Genomic DNA, 20,630 nt, shown 5'->3' with positions numbered 1-20,630 from the left:
CTCAGGCAACCGCCGACAGCTTGGCCTGATCGCCCTGCAGCCGGTTGATCATGAAATTCGAATACCATTCGACGAACTGCATGACGCCGCCCTCGTGGAGTTCCGAATAAGGACCGGGCTCATAGGCCGGCGAGTGAATGCCGAAAGCATTCTCCTCGACGATGCGGCGATCCTGGTCGTTGGTCTCGGTCCAGACGTGGGTCAGTTCCTCGAGATCGTAGTCGACGCCTTCGACGGCATCCTTGTGCACCAGCCATTTGGTGGTGACGGCGGTCTCCTCGGCATTGAGCGGAAGGACGCGGAAGGAAATCGCGTGGTCGCCAAGCAGGTGGTTCCATGTCGTCGGATAATGGAACAGCAGCATGGTGCCGATGCCGTTGATCGTCACATCGGGCGAGAGCGGCCGCTTGACGGCGTTCTGGCCGGACATGGTGTAGCTTTCGGCCCCTTCGATGAGCGGCATGCGGGCGGCGCGGAACTGGCCATCAGGCGAGATCTTGAATTCGCTCGGCAGGCCGGCGGCTTCGCAGCGCTCCCAATGAGCGGTGATCACCGGATCGCTCATCGCCCCCTGCACGCCGCTGACCGTCGGTGCTTCCGAAAACGTGCGGCAGAGTTCAGGATGGTTGGCGGCGCAGTGGTAGCACTCGCGATTGTTTTCCCAAACGAGCTTCCAGTTGCCCTTTTCGATAATGGTGCTCTGGAAGGCAACCTTGGCCTCACTCATGCGATGCGGCGCCATATAGGGCTCGATCGTGGCGCGGACGGGCGCGAAGTCCGGAGCGTTCTTTGCCAGACAGATGAAGATGTAGCCGCCGACGCTTTCGCAATGGACCGGCTTCAGCGAATACTGGGTCTTGTCGAAGTCCTCGGCCATCTGACGGGCGAACAGCAGCGAGCCGTCCAGCTCGTAGGTCCACTGGTGATAGGGGCAGACGAGCTTTGCCGACGAGCCGCGCTCTGTCGTGCAGACGCGTGAGCCGCGATGGCGACAGCTGTTGTGGAAGGCGCGGATGACCTGATCGCGACCACGGACGATGACGACAGGATAATCGCCGATCTGGACGGTGAAATAATTGCCCGCGCGCGGCACTTCGCAGTCATGGCCGATGAACAGCCAGTCGCGATAGTAGATCATTTCCATATCGAGCTTGAAGTAATCCTGATCGATATAGAAAGGCTGCTCGAGGCTGAAGCCCTCGCGGCGGTTCTTCAATTGCCGCAAAACATTGCTGCTGATATCCATTTGCCTATCCTTGCGCGTTACCGGGAAACGGACGAAGGACATGCAAGGCCGTTTGGGAGCGGCCTGAAGCAATGTCCCGACCGCCCGCCGCGGTCAGTAAACCGAATTTCCCCAAGGCTGGTTTCCGGGCTCTGGAGCGGCCCTGTTTCCAGAACCCCATGGCACCTTCCCAGGTCGGCCGACCCAGTGGCTTTATTCGCCATGCCTCACTCCACCACCGTTGCGGGGGCAGCGCCGGATTTTGACCGGCTTCCCAATTCTCCGTCTCCCTAGCAGACGGCACCTTGAGATTGATAACATCATAACTCTCGGCCCCGTCAGCCGCTGCGCTACAATGCGACATCGGCTTCGAAATTGGCGACAGATGAAACGGAACAGCAAGACGGTCGTAGGGATGGGCAATATAGGAAGGCAATTCAATCTCTTATCGATTATCGGCAGACATGGAGATCGTCGCTATTTTGCCTCCTCTTGATGACGCTTTATCCTGATTGCGACAATGCGGTTGATCTCCGATAATCAAGGGGTCGCTTGCGACGCCGAAAGTGCCTGCAGCGCCGCCATTGCACGGTCAGCATCAGCAGCCGGAACGAAGATATGATCGTGGTAATAGGCCGCGACGACATTGGCGCTGATGCCCGCATTTCCCAAGGCTGTAGCGAACGCCGCGGTGAGGCCGATAGCCTCCAGCGAGGAATGGACATCGAGCGTGATCATGCGCATTGCGGGCGCAATCGGAAACCCGGCCTGCCGCGCGGCCTCCAGCGGCAGGATCAGGGTCACGCCCTCCCCTTCCCGGAAAAAACCGATCGGCTCCAGATGAATATGATCGGCCAATGTCGACGATGGAACGGTGCAATAGACGAACTCGCCCTCGACGAGATTCGGTTTCATGCCGGAAAGCAGCAGCTTAAGATCGGTAATTCCGGGCATGTGTTTTGGCCTCCCTGGGGATTTGCAACCGGCGTCGTTAAGCCCGGCTCAAGCAAGACTAGTTATCATGCAGTCTCCAGACCTCTATAGCGAGACCCGGCATGGCCAAACTCAGATATTTCGACGCTGGGAAGCCCGCCGACCCCGAACCGATACCGGCGGTATCGACAACGGGGCATAGCGAATTCCTGCGCACCGGTCGTATCAACCGCGACAGGCCGCATTGGCTTGCCGAAGAGCGGCGATACATGACCCACCAGGAAGTCGCCGAGCAGACCGCGCAGAAGCTGCGGAATGCCGGGGAAATGACCCATGACCGGCTCAACGGCTTTCATAAGTCGATTCGTTTTCCGAAGCTCATCTTTCATCACACGCTGAAGGACACGCCGCATCTCGGCTATTGCCACGTAACAGCGGCGCGCACGCAATTCGCTCGATATGAAGAGGTGAACTGGGCCTTCTACATCGCGAACTTCTTTGCCCGCATCGGCCAGGAAGAGAATTTCTTCGAGGATATCAGCCTGAAATATTCGCGGATGTATTTCGCCGTCGCCATCCATCCGGGCAAGGAGGCGGAAGACAAGAAGCTGACGATCAATCGCGACATTCGCGGCAACGGCGTGCTGTTCCACACGCACGATCCGCAGATCGCCGTCCGTAACGTCCTCTTGCTCGGCGCCCGCAACGAACAGCTTCGCGACATCATTCGCCAGCTTTGATCATTGATCCGAAAACTCGAAAAGCATAAGAACGGCCTGAACTGCAAACGGGCAGGCCATGGCACGACACATAGACATTCTCGAACACCCGCAAACGGCGATAGATGTCGCCTCGGCAACGCTTGCCGAGGGTCTGCCGATCGGGTTGCCAACGGAGACGGTCTACGGCCTTGCAGCCGATGCCACCAACCCGGCTGCCATCACCCGGATCTACGAAACCAAGGGACGGCCGCGCTTCAACCCGCTCATTTGCCATATGAGCGATCTCGCCATGGCCGAACGCTATGCGATCTTCGATCCCATCTCCCGCAAGTTGGCGGAAGCATTCTGGCCAGGCCCGCTGACGCTGGTGCTACCGCTCAGGCCCGGCAGCGGCATCCATCCGCTGGCGACCGCCGGTCTCGATACCGTCGGCATCCGCGTGCCGCAGGGCTTTGCCGGCGAGCTGATCCGTGCCTTCGGGCGCCCTCTTGCCGCGCCGAGCGCCAATACGTCGGGCAAGATCAGCGCCACCAGCGCCGACCATGTCGATGACGATCTCGGCGAGCGGATCACGCTGATCCTCGACGCCGGCGCCTCCGTCGTCGGTGTCGAGTCGACCATCGTCAAGGTCGAAGACGGCGAATTGCGGCTGTTGCGGCCGGGCGGATTGGCCGCCCGTGAGATCGAGCGGGTCGCGGGCAAGGCGCTGAAGCGCAAGAAGAAGGCATCGGCCGCCATCGAAGCCCCCGGCATGCTGGCGTCGCATTATGCCCCCGGCGCGGCCGTGCGGCTCGACGCGACGGAGGTTGCGGCCGGTGAAACACTGATCCGCTTCGGGACGCCTGACATTGCCGGGATCGAAAGCGCCATTGCCGTGCTCGACCTGAGCGCCACGGGCGATCTTTCGGAGGCCGCAGCAAACCTCTTCGACTTCATGAAGCGCGCCGACGCCACAGGCGCCGCGACGATCGCCTTTTCGCATATTCCCGACGAGGGCCTCGGCGAGGCCATCAACGACCGGCTGCGCCGTGCGGCAGCACCCAGAGATTAAAAATCGGCCCGACACTCTATCGGCAAAGGATACGCCATGAGCTCTGCCCCCTCTTCAGCCCTTCTCGACCGCTTCGCTGCGATCGTTGGCGAGAAACATGCCGTGCGAGATGCGGCGGAGATTGCGCCGCATCTGGTCGAGAACCGTGGGCTCTACCATGGTGCTTCGCCGATGCTGCTGAAGCCCAGCTCGGTGGAGGAGGTCTCAGCGATCCTCAAGCTTGCCAGCGAGACAGGCACGGCCATCGTGCCGCAGACCGGCAATACCGGCCTTGTCGGCGGTCAGACACCGCGCGAAGGCGGCTCCGACATCATCCTGTCGCTAGAGCGCATGAACCGGGTCCGCGATATCGATCCGGTCGGCAATACCATGATCGTCGATGGCGGCTGCATTCTGGCGGATGTGCACAAGGCTGCGGCTGAGCATGGCCGCATGTTCCCTCTGTCTCTCGGCTCGGAAGGCTCGTGCCGCATCGCCGGCAATCTCTCCACCAATGCCGGCGGCACGGCGGTTCTCGCCTATGGTAATATGCGCCAGCTCTGCCTCGGCCTCGAAGTGGTGCTGCCCACAGGCGAGATCTGGAACGGATTGCGCCGCCTGAAGAAGGACAATACCGGCTACGATCTGCGCGATCTCTTCATCGGCGCCGAAGGCACGCTTGGCATCATCACCGGGGCAGTGCTGAAGCTCTTCCCGCAGCCGCTCGGCCATCAGGTCGCCTTTGCCGGGCTGCAGTCGGTCGATGATGCGCTGATCCTGTTCAAGAACGCCTCCGGCCTCTGCGGCACGGCGCTGACCGGCTTCGAGCTGATGCCGCGCCTTGGCGTCGAATTCACCGAGCGCCATATCCCCGGTGTGCGCGATCCGCTGGAAACGGTGCATCCCTGGTATGTGCTGATCGATATCTCGACCTCGGATTCGGCCGAAACCGCCGAGCGGATGATGATGACGCTGCTGGAACAGGGCTACGAGGCCGGCCTGATCCAGGATGCGACGATTGCCAGCTCTGAAGCGCAGCAGAAGGCGATCTGGCACATGCGCGAGAGCATGTCGGACGCGCAGAAGCCGGAAGGCGGCTCGATCAAGCACGATGTTTCCGTTCCTGTCGCGCAGGTGCCGCAATTCATGGCCGAGGCCGAGACGGCTGTTATGGCCGCCCTGCCCGGCGCGCGCATCTGCGCCTTCGGCCATATGGGCGACGGCAATATCCACTACAACATCTCGCAGCCGGTCGGCGCCGACAAGGACGAGTTCATCGGCCGTTGGCATGAGATGAACAAGATCGTGCATGGACTGGTGTTGCAGCACGGCGGCTCGATCTCCGCCGAGCACGGCATCGGTCAGCTGAAGCGCGACGAACTGGCTTCCATCCGCCCGGATATCGAGATGGACCTGATGCGCCGGATCAAGACGGCGTTTGACCCGGCGGGGATCATGAACCCGGGGAAGGTTCTCAAGGCCTGAGTTCAATCGACGGCCTTAAACGGTCACTACGACCCGCTCCGAGGCGAAGCAGCCGATCTGGCACGAAATGATCGTGCCATCGGCATCAATATCTTCGCCGGCATAGGCGAGAACCGGCGTCAGGCGCGATTGCTGCAGGAGGCGTGCCTCGACCTCCGTCGGCATCCGCGCCGTGATGTCGGTGGAGCGGCGCCAATAGTCCGTCACACCGTAATCCTTCAGCGCCGCCGTGAACGAGCCGAATGCAGCGAACTTCTCCGCCAACCCGGGAAAACGCGCAGCCGAACAAATGCGCAGGACCACGGAGACGGGAAGTTCGTCGGCATAGGCAACCACACACATTTCCAGCACCATTTCGCCCGGCTGCAGATCGAGCCTCGCCTCGATATCGGCACTGGCTGGAATTTCCCTGGTCGAGAAAACCTTGCGGGTGAGATTTGCGTCCCTCGCGGTCAGGTCCTTGCCGAACCGCACCTTGTCGCCCAGCTGGAAGCGAACGGGCATGTCGGCGCGCACATAGGCGCCGCTACCACGCGCGACGCGCAGGAGCCCCTCACCCTCCAGCTCGGCAATTGCGCGCCGCATCGTCACCCGTGAGACACCAAACTGTTCCGACAGGGCACGCTCGCTCGGCAGCCGGGTGCCCGGCGCATGCTTGCCCTTGTCGATGGCGCTCCGCAATTCATCAGCTACGGTCGCCCAGCCAGTCCCTGCTTTTACGCCTTTGCCCTGTCGATTTTTCTCGTCCATCACAATACTGTCGCCTTGAAATTGGTATATACCAATTTATAAAGATCTGGATTGTTTATGGAAGGGTTCGGCATGGGCGACAAGCGCATATATGTGACATCGGTCAGCAGCAGCGGCGTGCACGGGTTCAGCAAGCAGACGAAGGATCACATTCGACTGCTGACGGGGCTCGGTGTCGAAGGTGACGCGCATATGGGGGTCACGGTAAAGCACCGTTCTCGCGTCGCGGTCGATCCGACGCAACCCAATCTGCGCCAGGTGCACATCATCCACGAAGAGCTGTTCGCCGAACTCACCGAAAAAGGCTTTTCCGTCGCTCCGGGCGACATGGGCGAGAATATCGTGACCAGAGGGCTCGATCTGCTTTCCCTGCCCCAAGGCACACGCCTGCATATCGGCGACGACGCGATCGTCGAGGTAACCGGCCTGCGCAACCCCTGCAAGCAGATCGACGATTTCCAGAAGGGCTTGCTACATGCGGTGCTCGACAAGGATACCGATGGCGGTTTGGTCCGCAAGGCCGGCATCATGGGCATTGTCTCGCAGGGCGGCCGGGTGCAGCCTGACGACACCGTCCGGGTCGAGCTGCCGCCCTTGCCGCATGTGAAGCTCGAGCGCGTCTGATGCGCTCCGTTTGAAGAGAAGTCAGCTTCGAGTATGCCGAGCGTCTGATACCCCCCTCTGTCCCTTTCGGGACATCTCCCCCACATGGGGGGAGATTGTTGGGAGTATGCTGCCAGACGTCGCTAAGTTATCACACTTTAGTTTCTGCGGGTGAGATGCTTGTTTGAGGCGAGTACGCGCTGCGGGTTACCAATCTCCCACCTTGTGGGGGAGATGTCACGACAGTGACAGAGGGGGGTGCGCGCTCTCCGCGGCGACCGCGGCTAGCGTCAACCCCCTGCTATATCAGTCGAAATCTTCCTGGCTCGCATTGCCGCCGCCATTGCGGTTGCCGGTGATGATCTCGCGCTTGCCGACATGGTTGGCCGGACCGACAAGACCGTCTTTTTCCATGCGTTCGACGAGCGAGGCTGCACGGTTGTAGCCGATGCCAAGGCGGCGCTGGATGTAGGAGGTCGAGCACTTCTTGTCGCGCATGACCACCTTGATCGCCTGTTCGTAGAGATCGTCGCCGTCTTCCGAGGCAATGGCGCCCTTGTCGAAGACGGCCGTATCTTCTTCCTCGTCTTCCTCATCCTCGTCGGCCGTGACCGTATCGAGATATTCCGGACGGCCCTGCAGCTTCAGGTGCGCCACAACCTTTTCGACTTCCTCGTCGGAAACGAAGGGACCGTGAACACGGGAGATGCGGCCGCCGCCGGCCATGTGCAGCATGTCGCCCTGGCCGAGGAGCTGTTCGGCACCCTGTTCGCCGAGAATGGTGCGGCTGTCGATCTTCGACGTCACCTGGAAGGAGATGCGCGTCGGGAAGTTCGCCTTGATCGTGCCGGTGATGACGTCGACGGACGGACGCTGCGTTGCCATGATCAGGTGGATGCCGGCAGCACGCGCCATCTGCGCCAGACGCTGGATCGCACCTTCGATTTCCTTGCCGGCGACCATCATCAGGTCGGCCATCTCGTCGACGATGACGACGATATACGGCATCGGCGTCAGATCCATTTCCTGGCTTTCTTCAATCGGGGCACCGGTGCCCTTGTCGAAGCCGGTCTGGACCATGACGTGGATCGTCTCGCCCTTTTCCTTGGCGGAGGCAACGCGGCTGTTATAGCCGTCGATATTGCGCACGCCGAGGCGCGACATCTTCTTGTAGCGATCCTCCATTTCGCGCACCGCCCACTTCAGCGCCATGACGGCCTTCTTCGGATCGGTGACGACGGGGGTCAGGAGGTGCGGGATGCCGTCATAGACCGACAGTTCCAGCATCTTCGGATCGACCATGATCAGGCGGCACTGTTCCGGCGTCATGCGGTAGAGCAGCGACAGGATCATCGTGTTGATGGCAACCGACTTGCCCGAGCCGGTCGTGCCGGCGACGAGCAGATGCGGCATCTTTGCGAGTTCAGCGATGACGGGCTCACCGCCGATCGTCTTGCCAAGGCCGAGCGCCAGCTTGTAGCCGCTCTTCTCGAAATCCGGGGATTCGATCATCTCGCGGAAATAGACGGTCTCGCGGGTCACGTTCGGCAGTTCGATGCCGATGACGTTGCGGCCGGGAACGACAGCGACACGTGCCGAGAGCGCCGACATGGAGCGAGCGATATCATCGGCGAGATTGATGACACGCGAGGATTTGACGCCGGGTGCCGGCTCGAATTCATAAAGCGTCACGACCGGGCCGGGGCGGACATGGATGATCTCGCCCTTGACGCCGAAGTCTTCCAGCACGCTTTCCAGCAGGCCGGCATTCTGCTCCAGCGTTTCCTGGGTCATGATCACGCCGGAGCGGACGGCCGGCTCCTGCAGCAGTTCGCGCGGCGGAAGCTCGTATTCTCCTTCGCCGCTGCTGGCGATCGGGCGCCATTCGGGCGGCGTCAGGGATGCGGGCCTGCGCGGCGTAATGCGGGATGGCGGCGCATCGATCAGGCGCTGCGCGGCGGCCTCGACGGCCGGCACGATCGGCGCTGCCTTGGCGACTGGCTCGACGGGTGCGGATGCCGCGACCTTGGCCGGCATTGGCGCCACGACCACCACCGGTGCCAGAAGGGGTTTGGCAGGTGTTGCAGCTTCAGCGCCATAGACGGCGGTCACGAAGGCTGGCGGTACGAATACGTCAGGCGCGGCCACGGCTTGCGGCTCGGCAACGACCGGTGCGGCAACCTCTGGCGCCGCCTGCTCTGCGACGGATGCCACAACCGTGGCCTCCCATGCGGCAAGTTCGTCCATGACCGGCGTGTTGACGGTGGCTGGCGAGAGGCTGGGAACTGCCTCAACAGACACGGGGGCTTCGACCACAGCGGGCGTTTCGACAATCGGCAGGGTCTCGGCGACAACAGCCGGCCGGCGGCATTCGACGATGCGGAATTTTGCGACTATCGATTCGGCTTCGACCTCAAGCTGAGGGATCATCACCGGCTGGCTTGGCATGCCTCGGACGGCGGATACGAATTCGCCGTCGAAGGGCATCGCATCCCAGAAGGCGAAATCGGAAAGATGGCTAAGACGCGACTCGACCACAGGCGCGGCAACGGATTCGGAAACACTCGACGAAACTGGGGAAGCGTCCAGCGCAATCGCCGGAGCCTTCGAAAATGCGGTAGCGATAACGGTCATCTCCAATGCGTCCGGCGCGGTCGCCGGAAATTTCTGAATTACCGAGGGTATGTAGCTCTCCACCGCGAAGGGCATGTCCTCCAGCAGCGGCAGATGAAACTCGGCAGGCTCTGTTGGCTGCGGCGCAGCGGGGGTGGCTGGAGCCTCGATGACAGGCGGTTCCATCACCCGCATCGCGGCGTGCGCGGCGACGGGCGGCACGATCACGACGGCAGGCTCCGCTGGCGGGCGGCGGCTGATGATTTCGTTTTCCCGCGTGCGGGTGAAGCGAACATTCGGCCCCATCAAAAAGGCGTTCTGCCAGCCGGGCGTGGCAAGATCCTCGGCGGAAATTCCCTGCGGCAGCACGGGCATGACCGGAGCACCCTCTGCAGGCTTTGCCTGCAGGGCTTCGACAACCGGTTTCGGCGCGGCGGCAGTGCGCTGCCTCACCTCTTCGGCACGCCGCAATTCCTCGGCGCGGCGGTGCTCTTCCGCCTTGCGCTTGGCTTCGCGGGCGTTGCGAATCTTCTCTTCCAGGAACGCGCGGCGGGCAGCGATCTGCTCGGCACGGCGTGCCTCTTCGGCTGCCTGCTCCGGGTCGAATTCGCCCTCGGGCTGGACGCCTTGTGACGCATTAGAAAATGTCGTTCGGGGATGACGCATAAGACCTGCAACCCAGTCATTGATATTGCCGATGGCTACTCAATCGAATAGGGCAAGGATGGTTAATAAGTTCCTTCCTATCCCCCCTGAAAGCTCTCATTTCGCCCTCACTGTGTTAGCCGAACAACATCGGAAATCCCGATGAAAGAGGCGCGCAGCAACAGCTTTGCCGCGCGGAAACGCGGCAAAGAGACAGGCCATATTTTTTAATGATGGGCTACCTCGACGAGGAGAGCTGCGCGATCGAAAGCAGCGTGTCGGCGCTGATGCCGGCGCCGGAAGAACCACCTGTCAGAATAGATAGGGCCGGCGACGTCGATGAGGTCGTATTATTCTGCATATCGTACAGCGCCGAGAATCGCTGCAGCAGCGTATTGACCTTGGTTGGATCCTGGAGATCGCTGACGTTGACGAACTTTTCCAGCATCTGCGCCTGCGTATCGACGTCCATCGACGACATTGAGCTTGGCAGATTGTAGGTCGTCGTGATCACCTGATAGAGCGCCGCATCGCCCATGATGTCGTAAACCGAATTGATATCCGGCGCCTTGCGCTGAAAGTAGAGGGCCAGGCGTACGCCGGGATTGGTATCGCCTTGCTGGTCCTCCAGCGTCTGGTGCAGGTAGAGATCATTCGTCTGGGACAGTGCGCCGGCATTTTGCGCCGTTCCGAGTTTGCTGTCCGTCAGATTGCCGCTGGTATCGAAATTGAAGGCCTCGACGATGCTCTTGAACTTGGCGCCGTCGGTGGTGTTGACGAAGCTCTTCGGATCGGACGGGTCGGACGCGAAAGCCTTCTTCAGGGTCGCCGTATCGACCGTTTTCGGATCAATGCCGTTGGCGGTGAGGACGAAATTGGTGAGCTTGCTGTCCGCCAGCAGATCCGTGACGCTGTTCACCTTGACGATGTTGGTCGCGAAATAGGTGCCGGCGTCCTTGGCATCGCTGGTGGCCTTGGTCAGTTGGGCGCCCGTCAAGCCGGCGGTGCTGCGGCTGGAATATTCGGAGATGTAGCCGTTGATCTGCGTTTGCGACAGGGATTGGACCGGAGCCTTCAGATTGCCCGAGCTGTCGAAGTTGAAAGCCTTGACCAGTGCGGTAAAGCGGGAATCCTTGAGCGAGCTGACATAGCTCTTCGGATCATAGGGGTCGCTTTCGAGCATCTTCGTCAGTTGCGACTTGGTGACCTCGTTCGTGCCGATGCCATAGGCGCGCAACGCCATCTGGTAGATCTCGGGCATGCTGTCATTGGTGGTGTCGCTATCGGCGGTGTTGCTGGTGAAGAAATCCTTGATGGTCTTCACGTCGGCGAGGCGGTTCTTGTAGTTGGTGACCGCATCGGTCGTCAGGCTCGACTGGGACGTCTGATAATTCTTCATATAGGCAGTCGAGGCTGCGGTGATCTCACTCTGGGACTGCGCCGTCGCGCCGGATGCAAGCGTGCCGTCCGACTGGAAGTTGAACGCCGCGACGACATCCGTCAGGCCGAAGATCGAGGCGGTCGTCGCATCTCCGAAGGCGTTCTTGAAAACGACGGCAGGCGTGGTCGGGTCGATGCCATAGGCCGTCTTGATGTAATTGAAGAGGCGCGTGTCCGATGTCAGCTGGTCAACAGAGGTGATCGAGCCGATATGATCCTTGTAATGCAGGTCATTGTCGGCCGCGCCGACGCTCGTGACGAATGAGGGTACGGTCGAATTATAAGCGCTCATCACATCGGCCTGCTGGCCGAGGGTCTGCGGTCCGCCGGGATAATTTGTAGTGTAGGCCGCCGTCGTGGCGCTTATCTGATCCGATGTCTGCGCCTGCGAGCCGGAGGCGACCGTTCCGTCGCTCTTGAAGTTGAATTGGGCCATGACACTGGTCAGGCCGTTCGAACTCGCAGCGCTTGCATCCATGGCCGACGCATTGAACTGATCGGCAGTGATGTAGGACGGGATATTGAAAGCAGTTCTGACGTACTGAAACAGCCGTGCATTGGATGTCAGCTGATCGACCGAGGTGATCGAGCCGATATTGGCCTGATAGTAGGCCGTATCGCTATCCGGCGTCGACGTCTTGACCGTGCCGTCCGCATTGAAATTGAATTCCGCCACCAGAGCCTTGTCGGCCGCGCCGCCATTCTGATTGACGAAGCTGTTGGGGTCGCTGAGATCGCTCGTCAGCATCTGCTTCAGGATCGAATTCGATACATCCGTCGGATCGATGCCGTAGGCCTGCAGCACGTAGTTCTTCAGCCTGCTATTGCCGAGCAGGTCATCGACCGTCTTCACGGAGCTGATGTTCTGGCTGTAATAGCTGGTTTCGGTGGCGGCGGACGTCTCTTCATTCGTAAACGACTGCTGATAAAGCCCGATCAGATCGTCTTCCTGCGTGCTGGATTGCGCCGTATTCGTACTGCCAGTGCCGAAATTGAACGCGGCGGCGAATTCCTTGTAGCGCGGATCCGTCAACTGATTCGCAAAACTGGTGGAGTCGCTGAGGTCGCTCGTCAGCACCTGTTTCATAAAGGCCTTGGCATAGGTCATGTCGGAGAGCCCGTAGGCCTCCATGGCATAACTGTATAGCTGATAGTTGTTCACGAAGTCGTCGGCGTTGGTTACTTTGCCTATATTGGCATTGTAATAGTCGATCTGGCGCTTGTTTTGCGCCTGCGACGCCACCTGATTGAGCGAGGTCGCCATATCTCTGGTTGCGATCGTATAACCAAGATAGGTGGAAATCATCAGCAGAATCCCAATAGATCTCTAATAAAGGGGCGAATCTAGCAGTGATTGTTACATACAAACCTTACCCGAGACTTACACACACTCACCTTATACGTGCACTATATTGGGCCAGCCGCCCTGCCGTGTGTTCACCTTATGGAAACCCTGATGCATTCGACTTTGCTAACCATTTGAGGATGCAAAGTTTTCTTAACCTCGATTTTTAAGCTGTCCGGAAGAGACGGCGCCTAATCTGCCCAACAACGAGAGGACAAAAGTTCTCCGAGAGAAGGCCGGGAAACGGGCTCTCAGGTAAAGCAAGGGTAGAAAATCGATGACAAATACCGTCCTAAAGCCTGACTGGGCTGGAACCACACTGCGACTTGATCCGACGCGCTTTCCCCAACAGGTCAGCTACGCCATGCGCGGTGCCGATGGAGACGTCACCATCACGATCGACGAGCGTGGAGCGGTGCTGCGCAAGATCCTGCCATCCAGCGGGCTGCCACTCTCCGTTGCTCTGCCGAAGCGCGCCTTCATGGGTGTTGCCGCACGGGCCATCGACCATGGAGACGGCGAAGTCACCGTCACGCTGGAACTGCATCACTCCGATCCGGATCTCTGCATCCCCCTCCTCGTTGCTCACGACCTCAGCGACATCGCTGCCGACTGGCGTTCCTGGTCTGAAGCCTTCCGCATCCCGATGCTGATGATCGAAGCCGACGGCGTTGCCCGCCCGCTGGAAGAACATCTGGGCGGCGTCCGGTCGCAGGACAGCCAGCCGCGTCGTCGCCACTCCTATTTCGCCGATCGCCGCCCGCGCTTCCTGGTGCGCCGCTCCACGGGCAAGCTCGGCATCAAGATGAAGATCGAAGGCCGCGAGATCATCGCAAGGCACTGAGCCGCGCCCGATCTGACGAATACTGCCAACTGCCGGCCGTGGGATCATCAATCCCGCGGCCGAAATGTTTAGGAGCCCAAGGATCGTTTCATGACGATCGTCCGCTCATCTCCGTGGTAGCGCTCCTCGACGGCTTCAAAACCGAGCTTCGCGTAAAAGCCCTGTGCCGTGATGGACGATGGCACGGAGAGGACTGCGATGCCATTGGCTCTGGCCGCACCTTCTATTTCAGCCATGAGCTTCAGACCGACACGTTGTTTCTGCGCCGAAGGCGATACGAATACGGTGCGAACCACAGCGCCATCGAGACTGGCGGTGCCGACCACCGTCGCGCCTTGGACTGCCACGAAAACCACTCGGGATGCCAGAAGCCGGAGCGCGGCCGCGGGACTGAAGTTTTCGGCAACGCGGGCAATGATTTCGGGGGAGTAGTCTCCGGCATTGGTTTCGCGAAGGGCAGCGATAATCACGCGGCTGATTGCTTCAGCATCCCCTTCGCGAGCCGCGCGGATTTTGCAAACCACGACAATCCCTCAATAGGTGTAACTACGGGACAAGAAACAGAAACGACAGAAAGAGGCCGGCGAAGATGATCAGGCCGACCCGGTTGTTCGATTTAAACAGGGCGAGGCACTGTTCGCCGTCATTGATGTCAAGCACGGCGATCTGATAGGCGAACATTCCGCCGGCAACGATCAGGCCGACATAGGAGAGCCAGCCAGCGCTGGCCAAAGCAAAGGCGATCAGCATCAAAAGCAGTGTGGCGCCATAGAGACCGATCAGCCAAAGCCGCGTCTGGTCGCCGAAGAGCCGGGCAGTCGAGCGCACGCCGATCAGTTCGTCGTCTTCCTTGTCCTGATGCGCATAGATGGTGTCGTAGCCGATCGTCCAGAGGATGGCGGCTGCGTAAAGGATGATCGGGGCAAGGGACAGGCTGCCGAAGAGACCGGCCCAACCCATGAGAGCGCCCCAGGAAAATGCAAGGCCGAGGAAGAATTGCGGCCAATCGGTAAAGCGCTTGGCAAAGGGATAAAGCGCGACGATGGCCAGCGACAGCACGCCGAGAATGACCGCGAACCAATTGAATTGCAGCAGCACCAGCAAGCCGACCAAAGCCTGTAGCGCGATGAAGACCTTGGCTTGACTGCGCGTCACGCGGCCTGACGGCAGCGGGCGCGAGCGGGTGCGCGCCACCGACATGTCGATCTTGTGGTCGACCAGATCATTATAGGTGCAGCCGGCGCCCCGCATGGCGACGGCGCCGATGAAATAAAGGACGAGATGATAGACCACCACAAGGCCTGGTGAACCGTGCCCCGTGGACGCCGAGGCATTGGCGGCGAGTGCTACCGACCAGAAGCACGGCCACATCAAAAGCTGCCAGCCGATCGGCCTGTCCCAGCGCGCGAGCTGCGCATAGGGCCACAGTGCCGGGGGCAGAACGCGGTACACCCAGTTGCCGGATGGCGCGTCAGCGACGCGCCCGTTGATGTCGCCTGTCTTTTGCATAGGCAACTAGTAGTGACATCCGGCCTCGGAGGTCAAGCGGCGGGGTCGGAGCCCCGCTCATTTCAGTTCATCGTGAAGTTGAACTTGTAGCTGGCGGAGACACCGATCAGCAACTGATTGCGGTCGCCGCGCTCGCGCACGAGGCTGCTGTCACCAGCGGGGCCTGTCAGGCGGGTATATTCAAGGAACGTGCTGGTCGTCCAGTTCTGCGAAGCCTTCCATGTCAGGGCGCCGCCGAAACCGACGGACTTTACGCCGCCGCCCGGGTTATAGCGGCTCAAGCCCGATGCCGCCGACTCGCGCGCGTTAACGCCGTAATAGGTGTTGAAATAGTCGTTGGTGGCGAGCGTCATGCGCGGACCGGCCGAGGCGCGAAACTCCGGTGTGATATCGGTGAAGGCATCAACGGCCGCGTCGGCGACGAGGCCGCTATGGGCGCGGATGCCCTGGCGCACTTCGACGCGGGCCCGGAGCCAGTCCGTCGGATAGGCTTCGGCAAAACCACCGGCTTCCAGCCCCCATTTGGTCTTCTTCAACCCCCTCAACTCGCGCCCGTCGCCGCTATCGCGGCTCGGCACGAACTTGCCGACGATACCGACGCGAAAAGCGTCAGTCTCGATAAAGGCAAAGGAAGGATTGTCATTGCGGGAGGAGAAGCGTGGACCGGGGCCTTGCCGGCCGACGGAGATCAGCGGCGACCACTGAAGCTTGTTGTGCTTGCCGCCCTCGAATTTCGGCGCGGAGAAACCGGCTGCACCGACGCTTAAGTACCAATCGCCCGACCAGAGATGCTGGCCGTCTCCCGCCGAGGCGGCGCCGGCGGAGGCAACAAGCAAGCTGAGAGTGAAAAACAGACGCGATTTTACAAACACAAGGCAACTCCATAATACGCAATACAAAGGGCGATACACGCAGCCCTAGAGTTGCCTCAAACTATCCGGATCGCGTTACCGGTCTCTTAACCACAAGCAACCGAATCCGGTGAGCAAGCCAAATTTAGGTTGAAATTTGCTGGCCCGCAGCCTGCGCCGATCTGTCGCGGTGATTTAAATGGGTTATGAGATACTCAATCATAGGTAATGGTCATTGCGTGCTGCAGCGCATGATCATTCAAAGCCCCGGATCCTGCAGAAGAGAAACAAATGAAGACCACATCCCTGATTTCCCTAGGCCTGTTCCTCGGCATTGGCGTCGCACTGTCAGGTTGCGTCAGCGCACCAATCGGGGGCGCGAAGCAAACGGAGGCGAAGGGCAGCATCCGCGCCGGCAAGCGAACCCAGGTCTTGTCGGTTTCCTTCCTGAAACCCGACTGCACATTTGCGTCCTACCCTTATACGGCAGTCGTCAAACCGAGCACCCACGGCAAGATCGAGATCACGCATGGCACGGTCAAGGCGCATTTCCCGAGCGATGACCCCATGCATCTGTGCAACGGCAAGCCGGCCGAAGGCACAACCGTCTACTACACGCCGGATGCCGGATTTTCCGGAGAGGACCAATTCACCATTCGGATGACGGGCCTGAATGCCGCAAACGGCGTTGCGGATCACACCATAAAAATTCGCGTCGTCAAATAGGCTGATATTGGCGGCGCGCGCCTGCGGCGACTGCGGATGAAAACGCCGGCTGCCTGTTTCCACGCAGCCGGCGCAATTCCGTTCAGCGAGACGCGACGCTCTTCTAGAAGGTTATCTTCTCCAGCGGCGCACGCGTTGCCTCGAACTCCTTCAGCTTCGCCTCGCGTTCCGCAATGTAGTTGCGGTTGTCGGGAACGGCGAACTGGTTCTTGGCGATCTGGATCTGCATGATGAAGAGCTCGTCCCAGCGGAAGCCCATTTCCGAGCCGGCCAGATAGAACTCCCACATGCGGAAGAAATTCTCGTCATAGAGCGCAACGGCCTCGGCCTTGCGCGCCACGAAGTTGTTCCGCCAATGCCGCAGCGTGTAGGCATAGTGCATCGGCAGGGTTTCGATGTCCCTGGACAGCAAACCGGCCTTTTCCAGCGGCGGCGTGGTCTCGCCGATCGACGGAATGTAGCCGCCCGGGAAGATATACTTCTCGATAAAGGCATTGGTCGCAAAGCTCGGCTTCGGACGCGCGATCGAATGCAGCAGCATGACACCGTTATCGTCGAGCAGCTCGGAGACCTTGTTGAAGAACTTGCGGTAATCGCCAATGCCGACATGTTCGAACATGCCGACCGAAACGATACGGTCGAACTTCTTGCCCTTGAGGTAGCGGTAATCCTGCAGCTCGAAGCGCACGCGATCGGACAGGCCGCGCTTGGCGGCGCGTTCACGCGAGACCTTCAGCTGCTCTTCGCTCAAGGTGATGCCGGTGACATCGAGACCGGGATAGGCTTCGGCAAGATACATCGCCATGCCGCCCCAGCCGGAACCGATTTCCAGCACCCGCTGACCGGGCTCGACCAGGAGCTTGGCGGCAATATGGCGCTTCTTGGCAACCTGCGCCTCGTAGAGGCTGATGCCCGGCGGATTGAAATAGGCGCAGGAATATTGCCAGTCCTCGTCGAGGAAGAGATCGAAGAGCTTGGCCGACAGATCGTAGTGATGCGCAACATTGTATTTGTTGCGATTGATCGGTGAGCGGCTCTTGAGCTGCTGCCAGACGATGCGCCCCATGAGCAGGGCGGCCATGCGCAGGTCGAAGATTTCGTTCGTGGTATTCTGCTTCACCAGGGAGAGGAATTCATAAATATCCCCCTGCTCCAGTATGAAGCGTCCTTCCATGTACATTTCGCCGAGCTTCAAGGTCGGATCGCGCGCAATCGCGTCCTCCGCCTGCTGATCAGCGATGCGCACGACGATGGTTTCGCCGGTGCCGTCGCCGATCACCTGCGTCTCGCCGGAAGCGAGCGTGATTTTCAGCGAACCTTTACGGATGAGTTTCTTGACGAGAGATAGAAGTGCCGACGCCATGGACGCCTCGAATGTTATGACATGACATTAAGGCAGACTTTAGCGCCTCACAGTCCTGTGGCAAGATCAGCTTTTCGCTGTGATTGGCACTCTGACAACAACTGTGCCAGGGTGTGACATTCTTGCATAATCTCTCGCTAAGTCCTTATTTTCGTTTGATTGCTTCTGCCAAGGCAGCACCAAAACTACCCCGTTCCTCGGCCTTTGGACGGCTATTGCTGCTAACCCCAGCGTTGCGCACACCACCTTGCTCGCGCGACTCACGTCCGGAAGGCGCCGCCACAGTGCTGCCATCTTTGCGCATGGAGAGGGCGATTCGCTTCCGCTTCACGTCGACTTCGACCACTCTCACCTTCACCACGTCACCGGCCTTGACGACCTCATGCGGATCCTTGACGAAGCGATCGGCGAGTTGCGAGACATGCACCAAACCGTCCTGATGGACGCCAATGTCCACGAAGGCGCCAAAGGCGGCGACATTGGTCACCGTTCCCTCCAGCAGCATACCGGGCTTGAGGTCGCTGATCTCATTGACGCCTTCGGCGAAGGTCGCGGTCTTGAAGCTCGGGCGCGGATCGCGGCCCGGCTTTTCCAGCTCGGCAATGATGTCGCGCACTGTGGGTAGACCGAACTTGTCGTCGATAAACTGGCGCGGATCGATCGCCTTCAGCGCCACAGCGTCACCCATGAGACTGCGCAGGTCGCGCCCGCAGGCGGCAACGATCTTCTTGGCCACACCATAGGCTTCCGGATGCACCGAGGAGGCATCCAGCGGCTCCTTGCCGTTGGGAATACGCAGAAAGCCGGCGCATTGTTCGAAAGTGCGCTGGCCAAGGCGGGCGACCTTCAGCAGATCCTTGCGGCTTGCAAAGGGCCCCTCACCGTCACGATGCTTGACGATCGCATCGGCGATCGATGGGCCGAGGCCGGAGACGCGGGCAAGCAGCGGCGCCGAAGCCGTATTCAGATCGACACCGACGGCATTGACCGCGTCTTCAACCACCGCATCGAGCGAACGCGACAGCTTCAACTGGTCGACATCGTGTTGATATTGGCCGACACCGATCGACTTCGGTTCGATCTTCACCAGCTCGGCCAGCGGGTCCTGCAGGCGGCGCGCAATGGAGACGGCGCCGCGCAGCGAGACATCGAGGCCGGGGAATTCCAGCGCCGCGGTCTCCGAGGCGGAATAGACCGATGCGCCAGCCTCCGAAACGATGACCTTGGTCGGCTTCGGTGCGGGCAATTCGGCCAGCATGTCGGTGACCAGCTTCTCTGTCTCGCGGCTGCCGGTGCCGTTGCCGATGGAAATCAGCTCGACCTTGTGTTTGCGGACAAGAGCCGCCAGCGTCGCCTGCGTGCCGCGCACATCGTTCCTTGGCGGGAAGGGATAGACTGTCGTCGTCTCCAGAAGCTTGCCCGTGCCGTCGACAACGGCGACCTTGACGCCGGTGCGGATGCCGGGATCGAGACCCATGGTGGCGCGCGAGCCGGCGGGCGCCGCCAGCAGCAGGTCTTTCAGGTTGCGCGCGAAGACGTGGATTGCCTCTTCCTCGGCGCGTTCGCGCAGCTCCCGCATGAGATCAAGCGACAGCGACGTGGAAAGCTTCACCCGCCATGTCCAGCTGGCGACATCCATCAGCCAGCGGTCGCCCGGTCGGCTTGGGCCGATCTCGTAGGTGGTGGCAATCATGCGCTCCACAGGCTTGTTCGGCGAGGCGGTATCCACGTCGATATCGATTGTCAGCGTCAGGAACTCTTCGTTCCAACCGCGCAGCATCGCGAGCGCGCGATGGCCCGGTGCAGTTGCCCATCGCTCCTGATGCGCGAAATAGTCCGAGAATTTGGCACCGGCCTCCTGCTTGCCGTCCACGACGGCCGCCTTCAGCGTGGCATTCGTCTTCATGTAGCCGCGCAGCTTGCCGAGCAGGTCGGCATTTTCGGCAATACCTTCGGCGATGATATCGCGCGCGCCTTCGAGCGCCGTCTTCACATCGGCCACATCGGCCGTGATGAAGCCCTCGGCGAGAGCGGCGGGCTCCTTCGAGCGATCGGTAAGGATGGTTTCTGCAAGCGGACCGAGGCCGCGCTCTCTGGCGATCTCGGCGCGCGTGCGGCGTTTCTGCTTGTAGGGCAGATAGAGATCTTCCAGCTCGGCCTTGGTGCCAACCTTGGTGATCTTGCCCATCAGCTCGTCGGTCATCTTGCCCTGGCCGGTGATGGACTCGATGATGGCAGCGCGGCGAGCTTCCAGGTCACGGAGATAGACGAGGCGCTCCGCCAGCGTCCGCAGCTGCCCGTCATCAAGACCACCGGTCACTTCCTTGCGGTAGCGGGCAATGAACGGCACCGTCGCGCCTTCATCGAGAAGCTCGATGGCGGACTTGGCCTGCTCCGGGCGGGAATTGATCTCGGCGGCGATGGTTGCGGCAAGGGAACGAATATCGGCGGCCATGTGACTCTCTGAACTGGACAAAGGTTAGGGGACCATAAGCACGATCCCGCTGGCATAAGAAGCAGTTTTCGACGCGGACCATGCCGATCCG

Annotated in this window: 16 protein-coding genes and 1 riboswitch; of the genes, 6 read left to right on the top strand and 10 right to left on the bottom strand. The window is 60.5% G+C overall.

What is annotated here, in order from left to right:
* Position 1 precedes the first annotated feature (1 nt).
* Entirely contained in the window at positions 2–1,246 is a 1,245-nt protein-coding gene (locus ACQZ6F_RS13105; protein ID WP_068387596.1) for an aromatic ring-hydroxylating oxygenase subunit alpha, read from the bottom strand.
* A gap of 98 nt (positions 1,247–1,344) precedes the next feature.
* Positions 1,345–1,548, bottom strand: a riboswitch (cobalamin riboswitch).
* A 217-nt stretch (positions 1,549–1,765) separates the two neighbouring features.
* Positions 1,766–2,179: an ACT domain-containing protein gene (locus tag ACQZ6F_RS13100; protein ID WP_449095847.1), complete on the bottom strand. Its 414-nt coding sequence runs from the start codon at positions 2,177–2,179 to the stop codon at positions 1,766–1,768.
* Positions 2,180–2,280: 101 nt separating this feature from the next.
* On the opposite strand from ACQZ6F_RS13100, the gene ACQZ6F_RS13095 reads away from it, so the two are divergent.
* From ACQZ6F_RS13095 to ACQZ6F_RS13085, 3 genes are read left to right on the top strand one after another with little or no spacing between them, the layout of a single operon-like run.
* Positions 2,281–2,898 carry a DUF6656 family protein gene (locus ACQZ6F_RS13095; RefSeq protein WP_068384818.1) on the top strand — a complete coding sequence of 206 codons (618 nt, stop codon included), beginning with the start codon at positions 2,281–2,283 and terminating at the stop codon, positions 2,896–2,898.
* Positions 2,899–2,956: 58 nt separating this feature from the next.
* On the top strand, positions 2,957–3,931 hold the full coding sequence (locus tag ACQZ6F_RS13090; protein ID WP_449095848.1) for an L-threonylcarbamoyladenylate synthase: 975 nt from the start codon (positions 2,957–2,959) through the stop codon (positions 3,929–3,931).
* Between the two features lie 36 nt (positions 3,932–3,967).
* Positions 3,968–5,395, top strand: a complete 1,428-nt coding sequence (locus tag ACQZ6F_RS13085) for an FAD-binding oxidoreductase (RefSeq protein ID WP_449095849.1) — start codon at positions 3,968–3,970, stop codon at positions 5,393–5,395.
* A gap of 15 nt (positions 5,396–5,410) precedes the next feature.
* Here the strand turns inward: ACQZ6F_RS13085 and phnF are convergent, their stop codons facing one another.
* Entirely contained in the window at positions 5,411–6,145 is a 735-nt protein-coding gene (gene phnF, locus ACQZ6F_RS13080) for a phosphonate metabolism transcriptional regulator PhnF (protein ID WP_449095850.1), read from the bottom strand.
* Positions 6,146–6,217: 72 nt separating this feature from the next.
* On the opposite strand from phnF, the gene ACQZ6F_RS13075 reads away from it, so the two are divergent.
* Positions 6,218–6,769 carry an MOSC domain-containing protein gene (locus tag ACQZ6F_RS13075; RefSeq protein WP_449095851.1) on the top strand — a complete coding sequence of 184 codons (552 nt, stop codon included), beginning with the start codon at positions 6,218–6,220 and terminating at the stop codon, positions 6,767–6,769.
* 285 nt (positions 6,770–7,054) lie between these two features.
* Here ACQZ6F_RS13075 and ACQZ6F_RS13070 read toward each other — a convergent pair whose 3' ends face one another.
* Together ACQZ6F_RS13070 and ACQZ6F_RS13065 are read right to left on the bottom strand one after the other, a co-directional pair.
* Positions 7,055–9,736 carry a DNA translocase FtsK gene (locus tag ACQZ6F_RS13070; RefSeq protein ID WP_449095890.1) on the bottom strand — a complete coding sequence of 894 codons (2,682 nt, stop codon included), beginning with the start codon at positions 9,734–9,736 and terminating at the stop codon, positions 7,055–7,057.
* 508 nt (positions 9,737–10,244) lie between these two features.
* Complete coding sequence (locus ACQZ6F_RS13065) at positions 10,245–12,752, bottom strand: DUF1217 domain-containing protein (RefSeq protein ID WP_449095852.1); 2,508 nt, start codon at positions 12,750–12,752, stop codon at positions 10,245–10,247.
* Positions 12,753–13,068: 316 nt separating this feature from the next.
* On the opposite strand from ACQZ6F_RS13065, the gene ACQZ6F_RS13060 reads away from it, so the two are divergent.
* Positions 13,069–13,635 (top strand): DUF6101 family protein, encoded by a 567-nt coding sequence (locus ACQZ6F_RS13060; protein WP_068384801.1) that lies wholly within the window; start codon positions 13,069–13,071, stop codon positions 13,633–13,635.
* Positions 13,636–13,703: 68 nt separating this feature from the next.
* Here ACQZ6F_RS13060 and ACQZ6F_RS13055 read toward each other — a convergent pair whose 3' ends face one another.
* The 3 genes from ACQZ6F_RS13055 to ACQZ6F_RS13045 form a co-directional block, all read right to left on the bottom strand.
* Positions 13,704–14,159, bottom strand: coding sequence for a GNAT family N-acetyltransferase (locus tag ACQZ6F_RS13055; RefSeq protein WP_449095853.1), 456 nt, complete (start codon positions 14,157–14,159; stop codon positions 13,704–13,706).
* A 22-nt stretch (positions 14,160–14,181) separates the two neighbouring features.
* Positions 14,182–15,144, bottom strand: a complete 963-nt coding sequence (gene ubiA, locus ACQZ6F_RS13050; RefSeq protein ID WP_449095854.1) for a 4-hydroxybenzoate octaprenyltransferase — start codon at positions 15,142–15,144, stop codon at positions 14,182–14,184.
* 62 nt (positions 15,145–15,206) lie between these two features.
* A complete protein-coding gene (locus tag ACQZ6F_RS13045) occupies positions 15,207–15,998 on the bottom strand; it encodes a MipA/OmpV family protein (RefSeq protein WP_449095891.1) in 792 nt (263 codons plus the stop codon).
* Positions 15,999–16,286: 288 nt separating this feature from the next.
* Here ACQZ6F_RS13045 and ACQZ6F_RS13040 point away from each other — a divergent pair, with 288 nt between their 5' ends.
* The gene (locus tag ACQZ6F_RS13040; RefSeq protein WP_449095855.1) at positions 16,287–16,721 is read left to right on the top strand and encodes a hypothetical protein; all 435 of its coding nucleotides are present in this window, start codon (positions 16,287–16,289) and stop codon (positions 16,719–16,721) included.
* A 103-nt stretch (positions 16,722–16,824) separates the two neighbouring features.
* Here ACQZ6F_RS13040 and ACQZ6F_RS13035 read toward each other — a convergent pair whose 3' ends face one another.
* Positions 16,825–18,084: an SAM-dependent methyltransferase gene (locus tag ACQZ6F_RS13035; protein WP_068384790.1), complete on the bottom strand. Its 1,260-nt coding sequence runs from the start codon at positions 18,082–18,084 to the stop codon at positions 16,825–16,827.
* Positions 18,085–18,229: 145 nt separating this feature from the next.
* Positions 18,230–20,539 carry a Tex family protein gene (locus tag ACQZ6F_RS13030; protein ID WP_449095856.1) on the bottom strand — a complete coding sequence of 770 codons (2,310 nt, stop codon included), beginning with the start codon at positions 20,537–20,539 and terminating at the stop codon, positions 18,230–18,232.
* Positions 20,540–20,630 lie beyond the last annotated feature (91 nt).

Source organism: Rhizobium sp. A22-96 (genome assembly GCF_053521805.1).
This window is presented reverse-complemented; position numbering and strand designations above follow the sequence as displayed.